Raw genomic sequence first — 17466 nt, 5'->3', positions numbered from 1 at the left:
ATAAGGCCTCATGTTCCGATCTCAGAATCGAGGAAACAGCCAGCCCCGCTGGCTGTTTTCCTTTGTCGTAGTGGTGATCTTCTTCCTGAGCGTCCTGCCGCTCGGACGGCTTGCCGCGACCGGCTTTTCATCGCTTTTCAATGGCGGTGCGCGTGCGCTTCTTTCCGATCCTGTCGTCTGGCAGGCGGTTTATGACACGCTCACCACCTCAATCCTCGGCATGATCGCGGCCGTCATCCTCGGCGGCGGGTTTGCGCTGCTGCTGACACTGTTTGACGTGCGCGGCAAGACGGCTCTGGGTTTCCTGTTCATGCTGCCGACGATGATCCCGCCGCAGGTGACGGCTCTGTCCTGGATCGGCATGACCGGACCGTCGAGCGCGCTTTTGAAGGCGGTCGGCATGGCGCCGCCGCTGGGGAGCCCGCAGCCGCTTTATTCTATCGGCGGTATTGCGCTGCTTTATGGCGTGCAGAATGCACCACTCGTTTTCCTGTCGCTGCGCGCCGGTCTTCTGGCCCTGCCGCGTGATGGCGTCGAGGCCGCACGGCTGTCCGGTGCATCGTCCTGGCAGGTGCTGAAGGATATCATTCTGCCCTTGTCACTGCCCGGTTTCGTCGCCGGTGCAGCGATCGCTTTCGTTTCCTGCGTCGGCAATTTCGGCATTCCGGCCATTCTCGGCATTCCGGCCTCGATCTACACGCTACCGACGCTGATCTATTCGAAATTCGCCGCTTTCGGCACGAACACCTTTGCCGACGTCTCGCTGCTTTCCGGTCTTATCGCGATCCTTTCGGTCATCGGCCTAACGGTCGAGGAAAGGGTTTTGCGCGGGCGCGACTATCGCGTCATCGGGCTCTCAGGGCAGGTGGCGATGTTCCGGCTTGGAAACTGGCGTCTGATCGGCGAACTGGTGCTGTGGCTGGCGATTTTCATCACCCTCGTCATGCCGCTGACGGCACTGATCGCAAGTTCTCTGGCGCCCGCCTATGGCGTGCCGTTGACCCCTGCGACCGCAACGCTGGATGCCTATCGCGAGGTCCTGTTCAAGCAGTCTATTACCCGAACGGCGTTCACCAATTCCGTCTCGCTATCGCTTGCGACGGCGCTTGGTCTCCTGGTGGTGACTGTGCTGACGGGGTATTATCTCGTGCGTTCGAAAAGCCGCTTGGCTCCGGTGCTTTCGGCACTTGCCGAAATTCCCTACGCTCTGCCGGGCATCGTGCTCGCGGTGGCGCTGATCCTTGTCTTTGCGGCTCCGATCCCGATCATCGGCATTTCCATCTACGGGACGATCTGGATCATTCTCGTTGCCTATTTCTCCAGCTTCTTCGCTGTGAGCCTGAAACCGGTGGTGAGCGCGTTCCGGCAACTGGATCCGTCGCTGGAGGAGGCCGCACGCCTTTCCGGCGCAGGGTTCGGACGGCGGCTTACGGATATCGTCGTGCCGCTGGTGGCGCCTGCGGCGGGCGCATCCGTCATTCTCGTCTTTCTCATTGCCTGCAACGAGCTCACCGTCTCGGCCATCCTCTGGTCGGCCGGCACGCAGACGCTCGGCGTGGCGATTTACAATCTCGATGACAGCGGCAGCTTCAATCTCGCTGCAGCGCTTTCCGTCCTCGTGGTCATCATGGTGATCGCGATGATGCTGGTGCTGGAACTGATGGCGAAGAGACTGCCGAAAGGTGTGGTACCGTGGCGAAGCTGATCCTAAACCGCCTGTCCAAGGCATTCGAAACCGGCGGCCGTCCAGCCGTGAACGATGTATCGCTGGAAGTTCGCGATGGTGGTTTTCTCGCATTGCTGGGTCCCTCCGGCTGCGGCAAGACGACGGTGCTCAGAATGATCGCCGGCTTCGAGCAGCCGACCGACGGCTCGATCCTGCTTGGTGACCGGGTGCTGGCGGATGCCGGCGAGATGGTGGCGCCGGAACATCGCAACATGGCGATGGTGTTCCAGTCCTACGCGCTGTGGCCGCATATGAGCGTTGCCGACAATGTCGGCTATCCGCTCAAGGTTCGCGGTGTCACCGGCGAGAGACGCTCGACCAAAATCCGAGAGGCGCTCGCGGCGGTTAGGCTCGAAGCCTATGCGGATCGCCGCCCCGCTGATCTCTCCGGTGGCCAGCGACAGCGTGTTGCGCTGGCGCGATGCCTTGTGACGGATCCTGATGTGGTTCTGCTCGACGAGCCGCTCGCCAATCTCGATCGGCATCTGCGGCAGGAAATGGAAGAGACGTTCCGCGAGTTTCATCAACGGTCCGGCGCGACGATGATTTATGTCACGCATGACCAGGCGGAAGCCATGGCGCTGGCGACGGATGTCGCGGTGATGTCGGAAGGCCGGCTTCTGCAGGTGGCAAGCCCGCAGGAAATCTATGCGCGGCCGGAAGGCCGGCTGGTTGGCGGACTGGTCGGGCAGGGGGCGATCGTCGCATGGCCGGCAGCCTCGGTCGAGAACCGTCAGCTGGACTGGGATGTCTTGCAGCAACTGCTCAGCCGCTCACATGGCGCCGATTGTGCCGATATCCTCATCCGGCCGCAGGATGTGGAGATCGCCGGCGAAGGCGTGTCTGCGCGTGTAACATCCGTGCTGTTCGAGGGCGAGCGTTACGCGCTGAAACTGGCACTCGGCGACGAGCAGGTTCTGCGCGCGTTCAGCCGCCAGCCGGTCAAGGTCGGCGACATGGTGGCGATCATCATCCGCTCGGCCTGGAGGCTGTAGCCAGCTAACTGTCGAGCCGCTAATGTGCCGGTCGCAATAGGGAAGTTTGCATGTCTCTTCGCCTCGGTACCTTCAATATCGAAAACCTCATGACCCGTTTCGATTTCTCCGGCTGGCGCAATCAGTTGCGCCAGGACAGGGTTCTGCGACTGTTCGAAGTGGGCAGCAAACAGGAATACGAGCAACTTGAGCAGGCCCGGCTGATCGCCGAGACGGATGATACTCGCCAGCTTTCGGCGCTCGCCATTGCCGATGCGGATGCCGATATCCTGTGCCTGCAGGAAGTCGACAATATACCGGCATTGCAGGCTTTCGAATACGGCTATCTCTACCGCATGGTCGGCAATGGCTATCTGCAGAAGTTTCTGGTTGAGGGTAATGATGGGCGCGGCATCGATGTCGCGGTCCTGATGCGCGACGAGACGCGAAGCGGCCAGAAAATAGAAGTACTCGATGTCCGCAGCCACGCGATGCTGACCTATCAGGATCTCGATCTGTTTAACGACGAACTAGCGCTGACCAGCCGACCGACCGACAAGATCTTCAAACGCGACTGCCTGGAGCTGGATCTCAAAATCGGGGACAAGCGCTTGTCACTCTACGTCGTGCATTTCAAATCGATGAGTAATGCACGCGATAACAAGGACGGACGTATCGGTACGATGGCGCTCCGGATCGCAGAAGCGAAGGCCGTGCGACACATCATCGAGAAAAGATTCGGTACGGAGAATACCGGTCGAATGAATTTCGCTATCTGCGGCGACATGAATGATTATCAGGAGCGGGTGAAGGTGATCGGCACCCGCCGCACCGGCTATCGGTTCGAGCCTGTGACGGAGGAGATGAGTGCACTTGACGTTTTCAGTCACGACGACTTTGCCCACAATGTCATGACCCGGCGCGGCGTGATGGATCGATGGACGCTTTATCATGCGCGCGGGCCAGAAGAACAGCATCTCTGCCAACTTGACTACCTCTGGCTCTCTCCGGCACTTGCGGAACATAATCCGGCTGCAGTGCCGGATGTCATTCGCAACGGCCAACCGTTTCGCACGATTTTTCCGCCGGGGCAGGAGGTGGAGCGCTATCCGCGTATTGGCTGGGACAGACCCAAGGCATCCGACCATTGCCCTGTGGTCGTGGAGATAAACCTCCCATGATAACCCCATTCGCTCCCGGATTAGCTGGCAGGCCTGCAGGTATCTGGCCGCCATCTACAAGTCCTGTGCGCGTCGATGCCTTCGATCTTTCGGTGGTAGACGATCCGCATCCCCTCTACGTAGTGCATCAGGCTGAAATCGAGGCGAATTGGGAGAGGGAAATCAACGCCAATCCGCATCTCTTCAACGGCCAGATGGTCCTTCAGCGGCATCTGACCTACGATCAGGGCGTCATTAGAGGGGTAGCTCATGTCATTCCCTATTCGACGCTTCTGTGGTGGCGCAAGCGGCCTGATCCCGAAGGGGCTCTGCATCTGTTCGGCTTTGCGGTGATCGTCTCGTCCGACGGCGCGATCATTGCCATCCGTATGAGCGATCGCACGGCCAATCCGGGGCAAGTCTATTGCGCAGCCGGCTCGCTCGACCTCAGCGACATCGTCGATGGAAAGCTCGATGTTGCGGGCAATATGGCGAGAGAAGTGCGTGAGGAAACGGGGCTCGCTCTCTCTGAAGCAGAGGCAGATCAGCATTTTTACGCCAGCCACAAGGATAACCGCATCGTGGTTTTCAGGCTTTATCGCTTTCCGGTGACATCGTCCGAAATTAAGGCCCGGATTGAGGCGCATATGCCGCATGACAAGGAGCAGGAGATCGACGGCGTCGTCATCATCCGATCTGCAGATCCCATTGCCCACAACTATAATCCGCTGATGTTACCAATTTTGGACTGTTTTTTCTCCGGCATAGGCCGCTAGCCTGTCGCTTGCTTCCTTAAGCGCGCTCGGGCAGGGTGCGGCCCTGTCTTGAAAGGGAGGGGAGTCGTGGCAAGACATTATGCCATCTACGATGTTTTCACCGATCGGAGACTTTCCGGCAATCCGCTTGCGGTCATATTCGATACGGAAGGACTTTCGGACGACGCCATGCAGGCGATCGCACGCGAGATAAACCTGTCGGAAACGGTCTTTCTGTGGCCCGCGGAATCGAACGGGCATTCGGCCCAGATTCGCATTTTTACGCCGGGAAAAGAATTACCCTTTGCGGGACACCCAACGGTCGGTGCGGCCATCGCACTTGCGGAGCGAGACCACGAGCCGGGGGTGACGGAGCTTGATCTTATGTCCGTGATTGAAGAAAAGGTCGGCCCGGTTCGCTGTGCGATCAGGATGCGGACGGGGGAGGCGACCTTCGCCGAGTTCGAGCTTCCACGCCGCCCGGTAAGGATAGACATCCCGCTGGATCGGGAAGGTATCGCGGATTCGATTACGGTCAAAACCACTGACATGGCGTTTGAGAACCATACTCTGTCGATTTGGACTGCCGGGGTTCCGTTTCTGCTCGTGCCGCTGCGCAATCTCGCAACGGTGCAGAATCTCGAATTTGAATCGACCCTGTGGGAGCGGGTGGCCCCATTCGTCGATGGTGCGCTCGCTTCAGCCTATGTTTATTGCAGGGGCGGCGTGCATCATCAGGCGAAATTTCACGCACGGATGTTTTCGCCAGATATGCGGATCTGGGAGGATCCTGCGACTGGTGCTGCGGTTGCCGCACTGGCGGGTGCGATCCAGCAATTCGATGCTTTGCCTGAGGGACATCATCCGATCATCGTGGAACAAGGCTTGGAAATCGGTCGCACGTCCTTCATCCATCTGCATATCGATTCCAAGGGTGGTGAGATCGCGAAGGCACGTATTGGAGGGCATGCGGTGAAGATAGCGGAAGGCATGCTGCACATCTGAAAAATAATCAGGGCGGGAAGTCCCACGAAATAAGGCTTTCCATCGAGAGCGGTGATTTTTTTGAGCAGTTGCACAAAGAAAATCATTTTGGCCGCTAGACAAGCCAAAAGAAGCTCTTTATACGGCCACTCACACCAACGGCGCAGGCCACTGAAGCGGTTGGTTACGGGTGATTAGCTCAGTTGGTAGAGCAGCTGACTCTTAATCAGCGGGTCGTAGGTTCGAGCCCTACATCACCCACCATATCTTCTTAAAACAAATATATGACAATAGTTTATCGCTGAAAACAAAGTTTTCGGCGGTCGGAACTTCTTTGGCTTTCCGCGCATTTTACCGGCAATTCCAATCTTTATGGGCTGCTAGGCGTGCGCGCGATTTTTACTCTTGTCTCCACAATCGTATGTGCGGTGTTTCTGTTCGTCGCAGGCCTTGTTGTCGTGGCATATGCCACCCGAGACTATGAGCCGTATCATTTCGCCCACATGGAAACGCCCGACTTGTGGACGTCCAGGCCGACTTCCGTCGATCCGGCCAAACAGGGCTACGAGCGCATCGAAGGCGTTCAGGTGGCTGCCTACGTCGCGCCGACCGATGGAGACGTGGAAACCGCTTCCTTTGCCCGTAGCGAGGAGCGGGGTTCGAAGACACCGGACATCGCCGAAAATGTTGCCGAGGCTGCCCAGCCGGTCGATAGCGCCGCGACGGGTACTGCGCAGCTTGATGCCGGGCATGTGGATTGGTGTCTTGCTCGTTACCGATCCTATCAGGTCGAGGATAACAGTTATCAACCCTATGGCGGCGGTCCACGGAGGGAATGCGTGTCGCCGGCCATGGACACCGCTTCCGTCCAGCCGGCAACGGACTTGTTCGCTGACGGTGGGCGTGAGCCGGCGAGGAATATTGCTGTAGCGTCGTCTGTCGTCATGGCATCACAGGAGCAGCAGACCGCAGACGTGAGGTCGATGCCTATCGGCACGCACGAGGCATGGTGCCACGAGCGCTACCGCTCCTATCGAAGTGAAGACAATAGCTACCAGCCTTTCGACGGTGGTCCACGCCGGGCCTGCACGTCTCCCTACGGCTAACCCGCAAAGCAGGCTGTCCGTCAGCTTGCCTCACGCATGAGCATGCGGTTTTCCTCGACCTTCAAGGTCTGTACGCGCTTGGCAAGCCAATCGACGACGACACGCACTTTGTTGCTGAGATGGCGTGTCTGGGGATAAACGATGTAGAGCGGGAAACTCTCACAGACCCAATCCGACAGGATCGGCACAAGCTTGCCCTCCTGCAAAGCCTTCTGGGCCATGAAGCGCGGCACCTGGGCGACACCGACACCGGCGATTGCCGCATCCAGATAGGAGCGGGCGTCGTTGACGGAGACGATGTAGTTCGGATCGATCTCGATTTCCTCGTCGCCGCGCGTGAAACTCATCTGCATGATTTTTCCGGACGGCGCCTGCAGATATCCGACACAGCGGTGACCGTTATTGAGGTCTGTCGGATGCGCCGGCTCGCCCATTTTTTCCAGATAGAGCGGAGCGGCATAGGCTTGCATGCCGATTTCTCCGACCTTTCGAACAATCAGCGACTGGTCCGTCGGGGTGCCTCCGCGAAGCGCGCAATCGACGTTTTCTGCAATGTAATCCACCAGCCGGTCACCCACGCCGATGTCGAGCTTAATCAGCGGATATCGTTCATGAAAATCGCACAAGTGCGGGATGATCAGGAGGTCGGCAAAGGCGCCTGCCATCTCCAGGCGAACACGGCCGCTGGGCTGTGTCTGAGAGGTCGAGAGACTACCATCGAGCTCGGCTATATCGGCGAGGATCTGGATCGCCCGCTCGTAATAGAGGGCGCCGTCCGTCGTCACCATGACGCGCCGCGTCGTGCGGTTGAGCAGAGTGGTCTGCAGATGCGCCTCAAGTGCCTGCACCATGTTGGTGACGGTGGTTTTCGGGATGTTGAGCGTCGTCGCCGCACGGGTGAAATTGCCGGTCTCGACGACCCTTACGAAAACACGCATTGCCGATAGCTGGTCCATGGAATTCTCCTTGCGACGCGATTATCCATGAATTTGGAAAAGTGTTGCCGATCGAGGCGTATTGCGCTTGCGATCCCGAACAATAATATCTGAATACGAATTCGCCGCAAGACCTGTGGCTAAAACGGAAGAAACGCTATGTCGCTGCGCTGGGAAACATTGGAGATTGATGGGCCTTGGAAGGCCGCTATCCCCGTGCGCATTCACAAGGGCAATGTGCAGGGCGGCAAGCCGCCGGTCGTGCTCTACCTGAAGGGTGATGCATTTCAGACGCCAGTAGACGAAAACGCTCCGCGGCCAGTGATCAGCGCTCTTGAAGACGCCGGCGCGGTCGTGGTCGAAGCCGACTACGGGAGAGTTTCTGGCAATGTATTCCCGAAGGCGATGGAATGCGCGTTTTTGGCGCTCTATGGCCTCAGCAAGAAGCTGAATGATTATGGCAAGGGCAAGTCGCCCCTGCTGATTGCCGGAGACGAGGCCGGTGGCAATGTTGCCGCAGGAGCCGCGTTGAAGGCAAGGGACCAGATGCCGGGCCGGCTTACCGGGCAGGTTCTGCTCTCCCCCATGATCGACCCGATGATGACATCGGCCTCGATCCGCGGTGCCGACGAGATCGGCATGCGTGAACGCTGGTCGGACGGATGGAGCCATTATCTCGGTTCCGCCTGCTCGATGCAGCACCCTTACGCCGCGCCCTGTCTGTGTTCGCGGTTATCGGGTGTCGCGCCGGCGCTGGTCATGACATCTGACGACGATCCTTTGCGCGACGAAGCACTCGGTTATGCCGACAAGCTTTCCGGGGCAGGGGTGAGTGTCACCAAGCGTGTATTGCCCGCCGGCAGTGGCTGGACGGGCCTGTATCACGGCGTTGGCGGAGCCTGGTTAGCCGGGCTCTGCACGGAGTTTTCGACCTTCGTTCGTCAGTTGACGAGCTGAGGTCAGCAGTTTCTGCCCATATTTCTAGTTCCAGGAAACGATAACAGCCCTTCCCAAGGCTGAAGGAGTTCACAATGACATCGAAGACACCCCGCTGGGCCCTGTTGGGCGCCGGCCTGACGACCTCTGTGCTTATTGCAGGCGCAGCCTTCTATTTCGACATGCCGAACGGCGCCAATGCTGCTTCGCCTGCAGAGGCTGTGGCACCTGCCGCCATTCCGGTTACTGTCGCCACCGTGCAGCCCCGCAAGGTCGGCACGTGGCAGGAATTTTCCGGCCGTCTGGAAGCCGTCGATCGCGTTGACGTTCGTCCGCGCGTAGCCGGCGAGGTCAAGTCCGTCCATTTCCGTGAAGGCGGGCTGGTCAAGGCTGGTGACCTCTTGGTGACCCTCGATCCCGAGCCTTATATGGCGGCAGTCGCTGAAGCGGAAGGCTCCGTTGCCTCGACTGAAGCAAAGCTCGCCTATGCCGAAACCGAACTTGAACGGGGCAATACGCTTCTTTCGCGCAACACGATCTCGCAGAGCGATCTGGCGCAGCGGCAGAGCACGCAACGCGAAGCCAAGGCCAATCTCCAGTCGGCCAAGGCCGCGCTTCGTGTCGCCGAACTCAATCTCGGTTACACCGAAATCAAGGCACCGATTGCCGGACGTGTCGGCAAGATTGAGGTAACGGTTGGCAATCTGGTTGCGGGCGGTTCTGCGTCGGCGCCGCTGACGACGCTGGTTTCCGCCGATCCGATCTATGCGAGCTTCGATGCCGACGAGCAGCTGGTGACCCGCACTCTCGCCGAACTGCCGCTCGCAGATGGCCAGCCGGCAATCGATCAGGTTCCGGTGGAAATCGTAACGCTGGCTCCCGGCTCAGAAGCCATCAAGGGGCATCTGCAGCTCATCGATAACCAGGTGGCGGCCGGTACCGGCACGATCCGGGTGAGGGCGGTGTTTGGCAATCCGGGCGGCAGGCTGATCCCCGGTCAGTTCGTGCGGGTGCGCATGGGGGAGCCTGAGCCGATGAACCGCGTTCTCGTCAGTGAACGGGCGCTCGGCAACGATCAGGACAAGAAGTTTGTGCTCGTCGTCGACGGCAAGAATACCGTCGCCTACCGCCCGGTCGAATTGGGTGAGGCAATCGACGGCATGCGCATCGTCGAAAAGGGCCTGAATGCCGGCGACCGCATCATCGTCAACGGATTGCAGCGCGTGCGCCCCGGCGCAACGGTCGACCCGCAGGACGAAGCGAAACTCGCCTCGAAGTAACCAACGGGCCGGCTGACCGGCCTTTCCGAACCTGAACCTATCGATCGCCCGCGGCAGCGTGCTGCGGGCGCAGGGGCCATTTGCGCCCTGACCATCGCCCAGGAGAGAGGGCTTTCAAGATGAACATATCCCGCTTCTTTATCGACCGACCGGTGTTTGCCGGGGTCCTGTCCATTCTCATCGTGGTTGCCGGCCTGCTGGGACTGCGATCGTTGCCGATCTCGGAATATCCGAATGTCGTGCCGCCATCTGTGGTCGTGAAGGCGACCTATCCGGGTGCAAACCCGAAGGTCATAGCCGAAACCGTCGCAACGCCGCTCGAAGAGCAGATCAACGGCGTCGAGGACATGCTTTACATGTCCAGCCAGGCGACGTCCGACGGCGTCATGACGCTGACCGTCACCTTCAAGCTCGGCACCGACCCCGACAAGGCGCAGCAGCTGGTACAAAACCGCGTCAGCCAGGCGGAACCTCGCCTGCCGACGGAAGTGCGTGCGCTCGGCATCACGACGGTGAAAAGCTCGCCGGACTTCATCATGGTGGTCAATCTGGTCTCAGATACCGACCGTTATGACCTGACCTATCTGCGCAACTATGCGACGCTCAACATCAAGGATCGTCTGGCCCGTATCGAAGGCGTCGGCCAGGTGCAGATTTTTGGTGCCGGTGACTATTCGATGCGCATCTGGATCGATCCGCAGAAGGCCGCAGCGCTTTCGCTGGCGGCCAGCGACATTACCGATGCAATCCGTGGACAGAACGTGCAGGCAGCCGCCGGCACAATCGGCGCCTCGCCGACGGTTCCGGGTGTAGACCTGCAGCTGAACGTCAATGCCCAGGGCCGCCTTACGACGCCGGAACAATTCGGCAATATCATCGTCAAGACCGGTTCCAACGGCGAGATCACCCGTCTGCGCGATGTTGCCCGTATCGAACTCGGCGCTGCCGATTATTCGCTGCGGTCGCTTCTCGACGGCCAGCCGGCCGTTGCAATCCCGGTTCTCCAGGCGCCGGGCTCCAACGCGATTGAAATCGCCGACCAGGTTCGTTCCACCATGGACGAATTGCAGAAGGCGATGCCGGAAGGCGTGAAATACGAGATCGTCTACGACACGACCAAGTTCGTGCGTTCGTCGATCGAAAAGGTTCTCGATACGCTTCTCGAAGCGATCGCGCTGGTCGTTCTCGTCGTCATCATCTTCCTGCAGACATGGCGCGCCTCGATCATTCCGCTGATCGCGGTTCCGGTCTCGGTCATCGGCACGTTTGCGGTCATGTATGCCTTCGGCTTCTCGATCAATGCGCTCACCCTGTTCGGGCTTGTGCTGGCGATCGGCATCGTCGTCGACGACGCGATCGTCGTGGTCGAAAATGTCGAGCGAAATATCGAGAACGGCCTAAGTCCCCGGGAGGCGACATACAAGGCTATGAGCGAAGTGTCCGGTCCGATCATCGCGATCGCGCTGGTTCTGGTCGCGGTCTTCGTTCCGCTTGCCTTCATCACCGGTCTGTCGGGCCAGTTCTATCGCCAGTTTGCCCTGACGATCGCCATCTCGACTGTCATTTCCGCGATCAACTCGCTGACCTTGTCTCCGGCTCTGGCGGCTCTTCTTTTGAAGGATCACCATGCGCCGAAAGATTGGTTGACGCGCGGCATGGACAAGATCTTTGGCTGGTTCTTCCGTGGCTTCAACCGAGGTTTCGGTAAGGCGGCAAACGGCTACGGCCGCTCGGTCGGCGGACTTCTGTCGCGCAAGAGCATCGTGATGGTGATCTATCTGGCGCTGGTCGGTGCGACCTACGGCATGTTCAGTGCCGTGCCGGGCGGTTTCGTGCCGGCGCAGGACAAGCAGTATCTGATCGGCTTCGCACAGCTACCCGATGGCGCAACGCTCGACCGGACGGAAGACGTGATCAAGCGGATGAGCGATATCGCCATGGAGCAGCCGGGCGTCGAACATGCGATCGCCTTCCCGGGCCTGTCAATCAACGGTTTCACCATCGGCTCCAACTCGGGCATCGTGTTCGCCGTGCTTGACGATTTCGACAAGCGCACCACGCCGGATCTTTCAGGCGGTGCCATTGCGATGGCGCTGAACCAGAAATACGCCGGTATCCAGGATGCGTTCATCGCCATGTTCCCGCCGCCGCCGGTCAACGGCCTCGGCACGACAGGCGGCTTCAAGCTGCAGATCGAGGATCGGGCCGGCTACGGTTACGAGGCTCTCGACGAGGCAACCAAGGCCGTCATGGCCAAGGCCTATCAGGCTCCGGAACTGACGGGCGTGTTCTCGAGCTTCCAGATCAACGTGCCACAGCTTTATGCCGATCTTGATCGTGCCCGTGCCGAACAGCTCGGTGTCTCCGTCACGGATGTGTTCGAGACGCTGCAGATCTATCTCGGTTCGCTCTATGTGAACGACTTCAACGCCTTCGGCCGCACCTACAGCGTCCGCGTCCAGGCCGATGCGCAATACCGCGCCAAGGCCGAGGATATCGGTCAGCTGAAGGTCCGTTCGCAGTCGGGCGAGATGATCCCGCTCTCGGCATTGCTGAAGGTCGATGCATCGGCAGGTCCGGAACGGACGACGCGCTACAACGGCTTCCTGTCGTCGGATATCAACGGCGCTCCGGCACCGGGTTATTCGTCGGGGCAGGCGGAGGCTGCGATCACCAAGATCCTCGCCGAAACGCTGCCCTCGGGTATCGACTTCGAATGGACAGACCTGACCTACCAGCAGATCCTCGCCGGCAATTCGAGCATCATCGTCTTCCCGCTCGCCCTGCTGCTCGTCTATCTCGTGCTGGCTGCCCAGTATGAGAGCCTGACATTGCCGATCGCGATCATCATGATCGTACCGATGGGCGTGCTTGCAGCGTTGACCGGCGTATGGCTGACCGGTGGCGACAACAACATCTTCACCCAGATAGGATTAGTGGTGTTGGTGGGGCTATCGGCGAAAAACGCGATCCTGATCGTGGAGTTCGCCCGCGAACTTGAACTTGCCGGAAGGAAACCCTTGGAGGCCGCGGTGGAAGCGAGCCGACTGCGTCTTCGCCCGATCCTGATGACGTCGATGGCGTTCATCATGGGCGTGGTGCCGTTGGTCATCTCGACCGGTGCGGGTGCGGAAATGCGTGCCGCCATGGGTGTTGCCGTCTTCTCCGGCATGATCGGCGTCACCTTCTTCGGCATCTTCATGACACCGGTCTTCTACATCCTGGCGCGGCTTCTGACGGGCAACCGTCCGCTGCGGAGCCACGGCACCGAGGTTGCGCCTACTCTCTCCCCGGCAGAGTAGGCTGCACGGGCCGCGCGGACATCTCTCTCCGTCCGCGCGGCATTTTTATTTTGATCAAAGCGTTCCGCCGTCGATGACCAGCGTCTGCGAGGTCATGGCGGCGGAGGCGTCTGAGGCGAGGAACAGGCAAGGGCCGACAAGGTCGGTTCCGTCGAGCGTTCGCTTCAGGCATTGCCGGTCGATCATTGCGGCGATGCTTTCATCCGTCAGCCACAGGCGCTTCTGTCTTTCGGTAATGATCATGCCGGGAAGGATCGCATTTACCCGGATATTGTCTGGACCAAGCTTTCCGGCAAGGCTCTTGGTCAGCCCGATAATGCCGGCCTTGGCCGTCGTATAGGCCGGCATGCGGCCGGTATTGAGCAGATAGGAGATCGACGAGAAATTGACGATCGCCCCACCGCCCGCCTCTTTGATGAACGGAACGGCCGCCTGCGAAACGAAGAACATCTGCTTCAGGTTGATCGCCTGGCTCTTGTCCCAATAGTCCTCGGTAACTTCCGCCATTTCATGCCGGTCGTCCCAGCCCGCATTGTTGACCAGAACGGAAAGCGAGCCCAGGTGCTGGGCAGCTTCGCGGACGGCGGCTTGAGACTCGTCCACGTTGGAAAGGTCTGCTCGGACAAATACCGGTTTGTGGTCCGCGTCTTTTGCCAGTCCCTCGACCAGCTCCCGGCTAGGTTTCTCGGCGATATCGATGAACGCGACCCTGGCGCCCTGTTTGACGAAACCTTCGACCAGTGCTGCGCCGATCCCCGAGCCGCCGCCGGTAATCAAGACGCCACGTCCACTGAGATCGGCATGGCTTACGGATGGGTATGTCAAATGATCCTCCCTTTGATGTCCCGCGGCAAACTTACGCCAGGATGCTAAAAAATCACGGGATTATTTGCGCCTGCGTCACTGGCGGGATAGTCATGGAGATCCCGCCATCTACCACTCATTTCGAGAGGAATTCCCTTGTCTTCTGCTGCTTCCACCAAGTCCGTCCTGCCGTCGCGCGATTATGCCGCCTTCCTCTTCGATATGGATGGAACGATCCTGACGTCTACTGCGGCCGCAGAGCGTGTTTGGGGCAAATGGGCGGAAGGAATGGGCCTTGATGTGGAGAAATTCCTGCCGACCATGCACGGCCGTCGTGGCATCGACACGATCACCGATCTGAACCTGCCCGGCGTCGATCCGATCGTCGAGGCGGAAAAGATCCTGCAGGGAGAGATCGATGACGTCGAAGGCGTTGTTGCGCTTGGCGGCGCTGCCGAATTCCTGAAGCAGTTGCCGGTCGAGTGCTGGGCGATCGTCACATCGTCGCCGCTGGAACTGGCCAAGGCAAGGCTCGCGGCTGCGGGTATCCCGGTGCCGAAATATCTCGTCACGGCGGAAGACGTCACCATCGGCAAGCCCAATCCGCAGGGCTATCGTCTCGGTGCTGAACGCCTCGGGGTCAACCCGAGCGACGTTCTCGTATTCGAAGATGTTCCGGCAGGCATCCAGGCAGGTGAAGCGGCCGGGGCGGAAGTCATGGTGATTACGGCCACCCACAGCCACCCGGTCGAAGGCGGGCAGTACCGGATAACCGACTACAGCGCCGTCGCCCCAAATGTTGCGGGCGACGGCCGTCTGTCATTCCGGGGCAGGTAATCCTGACTATGCCGACTGGCTGGCGGTGCGCATGAACTGCACCGTGGCCAGCCAGAGCACAGTGCCTAGGACGAGAAGGCAGCCAGCGATCACGTACTGGATCGGATCGCGGCCTGTCCAGGGGCCGGCGAAGAAGGCACAGGTCAAGGCACCTAGCACCGGCAGAATGGTCGGCGTGCGAAAGTGCTTGTGGCTTACCTTGTCCTTCCTGAGCATCAGTACGGCGACATTGACGATTGCAAAAACGCAGAGCAGCAACAGCGCCGTCGTGCCGCCCAGCTCCTTCACGCCGCCTGCAAACAGGATCAGCGCCACCGCTAGCAGCGATGTGAAGATGATCGCGATGTATGGGGTGCGGCGCGCCGAATGAACCTTGCCCAGCGAAGCGGGCAAAACGCCTTCGCGGCTCATGCCGTAAAGGAGGCGGCTAGCCATCATCATGTTTATCAGCGCCGAATTTGCGACGGCAAACATGGTGATCACGGCGAAGACACCCACAGGAAAGGTGGGCGCGCCGGCCTGGATGACCTTCAGTAGTGGCGTCTCACCTTCACCCAGTTCTGCAGCCGGCACCAGCGTGATGGCCGAGATTGCCACCAATACGTAGATGGTGCCGGTGATCGCGAGGCCGCCCAGGAGAACCTTGGGAAAGATCTTGCTGGGTTTCTTGCATTCCTCGGCCATGTTCACCGAGTCCTCAAAACCGACCATGGCGAAAAAGGCAAGCGTGGTGGCCGCAACGACCGGCCAGAAAGTTCCTCCACCTTCAGGTGCTTCAAACGTCCATGCGCGTGACACGTCACCCTGTCCACCGGCTATAGCCCAGAGGCCGATGCCGATGATCAACACCAGTCCGGTCAATTCGACGACGGTCAGGAGCACGTTCAATTTCACGCTTTCGCCGACGCCGCGAAAATTGATCGCCGCAACGAGTGCGATGAAGCCGAGCGCGATCAGCGGTACGCCGAAGGCGCCGACGTCCAGCCCGAGAGAAGTCGAGAAGTTGGCGGCAAATGCGCGTGATGCGGTGGCGGCTGAAGTGATGCCGGACGACATGACGGCGAAGGCGACGAGAAAGGTCACGAAATGAATGCCGAAAGCCTTGTGGGTGTAGAGCGCCGCACCGGCTGCCTTCGGATATTTGGTGACCAGTTCGAGATAACTGCAGGCGGTCAGGAGCGCGACGACAAAGGCGATCAGAAACGGCAGCCAGACGACACCACCGACTTCTGCCGCCACCTGTCCGGTCAGCGCGTAAATGCCGGTCCCGAGCACATCCCCGACGATGAACAGAAGCAGCAGTCCGGGACCCATGACCCGTTTCAGTTCTCCACGTTCCTCATCGTCCCCGATCGGCTCGATTGTATTTTTCATCGGCGGGCTCCTCCACATGCATCGATTTTGAACGCATTAATGGCGGCAGCCCAAGCATTGTTCCCTCCGCCATCATTTCGCAACAATTTGCGATGGTCATTGCGCTTGTCCGGTGGACTCACCACCTTCAGACGCGCAAGCCCCAAACGGAGATGTTGTCGATGCGTTGGTTTCGATCTCACTGCCGAAGCGACGCCATGGCAGACGCTTCGGATGTCATCGCAGCAGAGCCAGGGTTCGGCGAGGCGCAGTTGTCGGACATCCTGCATTTTCTTCGCTCATGGGCGAGTAATCCCCTGCGAGTGGGAGCGGTTGCCGCATCGGGCGAAACGCTCGCCAGGCTGATTACGCAGGAAATCGACGGCTCTGCCGGGGCGGTGATCGAGCTTGGACCGGGGACGGGTGTATTTACCCGCTCGCTTCTAGCGCGCGGCGTGGCCGAGGATAACCTGACGCTGATCGAATATGGCGATGAATTCCTGCCGCGGCTGAAGCATCGTTTTCCGAAGGCGCGGGTCCTGCAGATGGATGCGTCGAGATTGCGCAAGGCCCATCTTTTCGAGGAGCCGAGTGTAGGCGCTGCGGTCAGCGGACTGCCGCTTCTTTCGATGTCGCCGCGCAAGCAGACGGCGATCCTGGCCGGTGTATTTGCCTATCTGAGGCCGGGTGCATCACTCTATCAATTTACTTATGGCCCACGTTGCCCGGTGCCGCGGCGCATCCTCGATAGGCTGGGTCTGAAGGCGGTGCGTGTCGGCGGCACCGTGCGCAACATTCCACCGGCTGCGGTCTATCGCATTTCCCGGCGCCGACCCTTCGACTTCACACCCAGCGCAGAGTGACCCAGGCCAGAACCGCGTAACGGGCTGCCTTGCCGATGAACACGAGCAGCAGGAACGTGGGAAGGGGTTCGCGCAGAATCCCGGCCACGACTGTCAGCGCATCACCGCCGATCGGCAGCCAGCTGAACAGAAGCGACCATTTTCCGTAGCGCCGATACCAGCGCTGCGCCTTCTCCAATTGTGGTGTTTTGACTGGAAACCAGCGCCGCCCCCTGAAACGCTCGATGCCGCGCCCCAGAAGCCAATTGACTGCGCCGCCAAGCGTATTGCCGATCGAGGCCGTGAGCAAAAGAGCCACGGTGGAATGCTCACCGGTCAGCAGCAGGCCGACAAGGATAGCCTCCGATTGCATGGGCAGGATCGTCGCTGCGATGAGTGCCGAAAAGAAAAGCCCCGCATAGGCGGCAAGCTCCATAACCATGAAATCAATCACTCCAGGCGAGCGTGGATA

At 59.7% G+C, this 17466-nt stretch carries 15 protein-coding genes and 1 tRNA gene; 12 read left to right on the top strand and 4 right to left on the bottom strand.

The annotated features are described in order from the left end of the window. Window positions 1-10: 10 nt before the first annotated feature. From GGE33_RS07005 to GGE33_RS06975, 7 genes are all read left to right on the top strand, one after another. Window positions 11-1705: an ABC transporter permease gene (locus GGE33_RS07005; RefSeq protein ID WP_183821710.1), complete on the top strand. Its 1695-nt coding sequence runs from the start codon at window positions 11-13 to the stop codon at window positions 1703-1705. Then, window positions 1693-2721: an ATP-binding cassette domain-containing protein gene (locus GGE33_RS07000; RefSeq protein ID WP_183821709.1), complete on the top strand. Its 1029-nt coding sequence runs from the start codon at window positions 1693-1695 to the stop codon at window positions 2719-2721. Before GGE33_RS07005 ends, GGE33_RS07000 begins: the two co-directional genes overlap by 13 nt. A gap of 50 nt (window positions 2722-2771) precedes the next feature. Further along, complete coding sequence (locus tag GGE33_RS06995; protein WP_183821708.1) at window positions 2772-3881, top strand: endonuclease/exonuclease/phosphatase family protein; 1110 nt, start codon at window positions 2772-2774, stop codon at window positions 3879-3881. Continuing rightward, window positions 3878-4636 carry an NUDIX hydrolase gene (locus GGE33_RS06990; RefSeq protein WP_183821707.1) on the top strand — a complete coding sequence of 253 codons (759 nt, stop codon included), beginning with the start codon at window positions 3878-3880 and terminating at the stop codon, window positions 4634-4636. The genes GGE33_RS06995 and GGE33_RS06990 overlap by 4 nt, the downstream gene beginning before the upstream one ends. Before the next feature lie 66 nt (window positions 4637-4702). Further along, window positions 4703-5620: a PhzF family phenazine biosynthesis isomerase gene (locus GGE33_RS06985; protein ID WP_183821706.1), complete on the top strand. Its 918-nt coding sequence runs from the start codon at window positions 4703-4705 to the stop codon at window positions 5618-5620. 167 nt (window positions 5621-5787) lie between these two features. After that, a tRNA-Lys gene (locus tag GGE33_RS06980) sits at window positions 5788-5863 on the top strand. A 254-nt stretch (window positions 5864-6117) separates the two neighbouring features. Then, a complete protein-coding gene (locus tag GGE33_RS06975) occupies window positions 6118-6705 on the top strand; it encodes a BA14K family protein (protein ID WP_183821705.1) in 588 nt (195 codons plus the stop codon). 20 nt (window positions 6706-6725) lie between these two features. Here GGE33_RS06975 and GGE33_RS06970 read toward each other — a convergent pair whose 3' ends face one another. Continuing rightward, window positions 6726-7661, bottom strand: a complete 936-nt coding sequence (locus GGE33_RS06970) for a LysR family transcriptional regulator (RefSeq protein ID WP_183821704.1) — start codon at window positions 7659-7661, stop codon at window positions 6726-6728. A gap of 138 nt (window positions 7662-7799) precedes the next feature. On the opposite strand from GGE33_RS06970, the gene GGE33_RS06965 reads away from it, so the two are divergent. The 3 genes from GGE33_RS06965 (at window position 7800) to GGE33_RS06955 (ending at window position 13158) form a co-directional block, all read left to right on the top strand. Further along, window positions 7800-8597, top strand: a complete 798-nt coding sequence (locus GGE33_RS06965) for an alpha/beta hydrolase fold domain-containing protein (protein ID WP_148148450.1) — start codon at window positions 7800-7802, stop codon at window positions 8595-8597. Between the two features lie 74 nt (window positions 8598-8671). Then, entirely contained in the window at window positions 8672-9856 is a 1185-nt protein-coding gene (locus GGE33_RS06960; RefSeq protein WP_183821703.1) for an efflux RND transporter periplasmic adaptor subunit, read from the top strand. A 119-nt stretch (window positions 9857-9975) separates the two neighbouring features. Then, window positions 9976-13158: an efflux RND transporter permease subunit gene (locus GGE33_RS06955; protein ID WP_183821702.1), complete on the top strand. Its 3183-nt coding sequence runs from the start codon at window positions 9976-9978 to the stop codon at window positions 13156-13158. Between the two features lie 54 nt (window positions 13159-13212). On the opposite strand, the gene GGE33_RS06950 is transcribed toward GGE33_RS06955, so the two are convergent. Further along, complete coding sequence (locus tag GGE33_RS06950; RefSeq protein WP_183821701.1) at window positions 13213-13983, bottom strand: SDR family NAD(P)-dependent oxidoreductase; 771 nt, start codon at window positions 13981-13983, stop codon at window positions 13213-13215. Window positions 13984-14184: 201 nt separating this feature from the next. On the opposite strand from GGE33_RS06950, the gene GGE33_RS06945 reads away from it, so the two are divergent. After that, entirely contained in the window at window positions 14185-14799 is a 615-nt protein-coding gene (locus GGE33_RS06945) for an HAD-IA family hydrolase (RefSeq protein WP_183822430.1), read from the top strand. Window positions 14800-14805: 6 nt separating this feature from the next. Here the strand turns inward: GGE33_RS06945 and GGE33_RS06940 are convergent, their stop codons facing one another. After that, on the bottom strand, window positions 14806-16173 hold the full coding sequence (locus tag GGE33_RS06940; protein ID WP_183821700.1) for an APC family permease: 1368 nt from the start codon (window positions 16171-16173) through the stop codon (window positions 14806-14808). A gap of 197 nt (window positions 16174-16370) precedes the next feature. On the opposite strand from GGE33_RS06940, the gene GGE33_RS06935 reads away from it, so the two are divergent. Then, window positions 16371-17015: a class I SAM-dependent methyltransferase gene (locus GGE33_RS06935; RefSeq protein WP_148148445.1), complete on the top strand. Its 645-nt coding sequence runs from the start codon at window positions 16371-16373 to the stop codon at window positions 17013-17015. Here the strand turns inward: GGE33_RS06935 and GGE33_RS06930 are convergent. Beyond that, a complete protein-coding gene (locus GGE33_RS06930; protein WP_183821699.1) occupies window positions 16996-17436 on the bottom strand; it encodes a YqaA family protein in 441 nt (146 codons plus the stop codon). The genes GGE33_RS06935 and GGE33_RS06930 overlap by 20 nt on opposite strands. Window positions 17437-17466 lie beyond the last annotated feature (30 nt).

The sequence above is a fragment of the Aliirhizobium cellulosilyticum genome (assembly GCF_014198105.1).
Classification (GTDB): Bacteria; Pseudomonadota; Alphaproteobacteria; order Rhizobiales; family Rhizobiaceae; genus Neorhizobium; species Neorhizobium cellulosilyticum.
The sequence above is the reverse complement of the archived record's forward strand: the minus strand, read 5'-3'. Positions and strand labels throughout refer to the sequence as shown.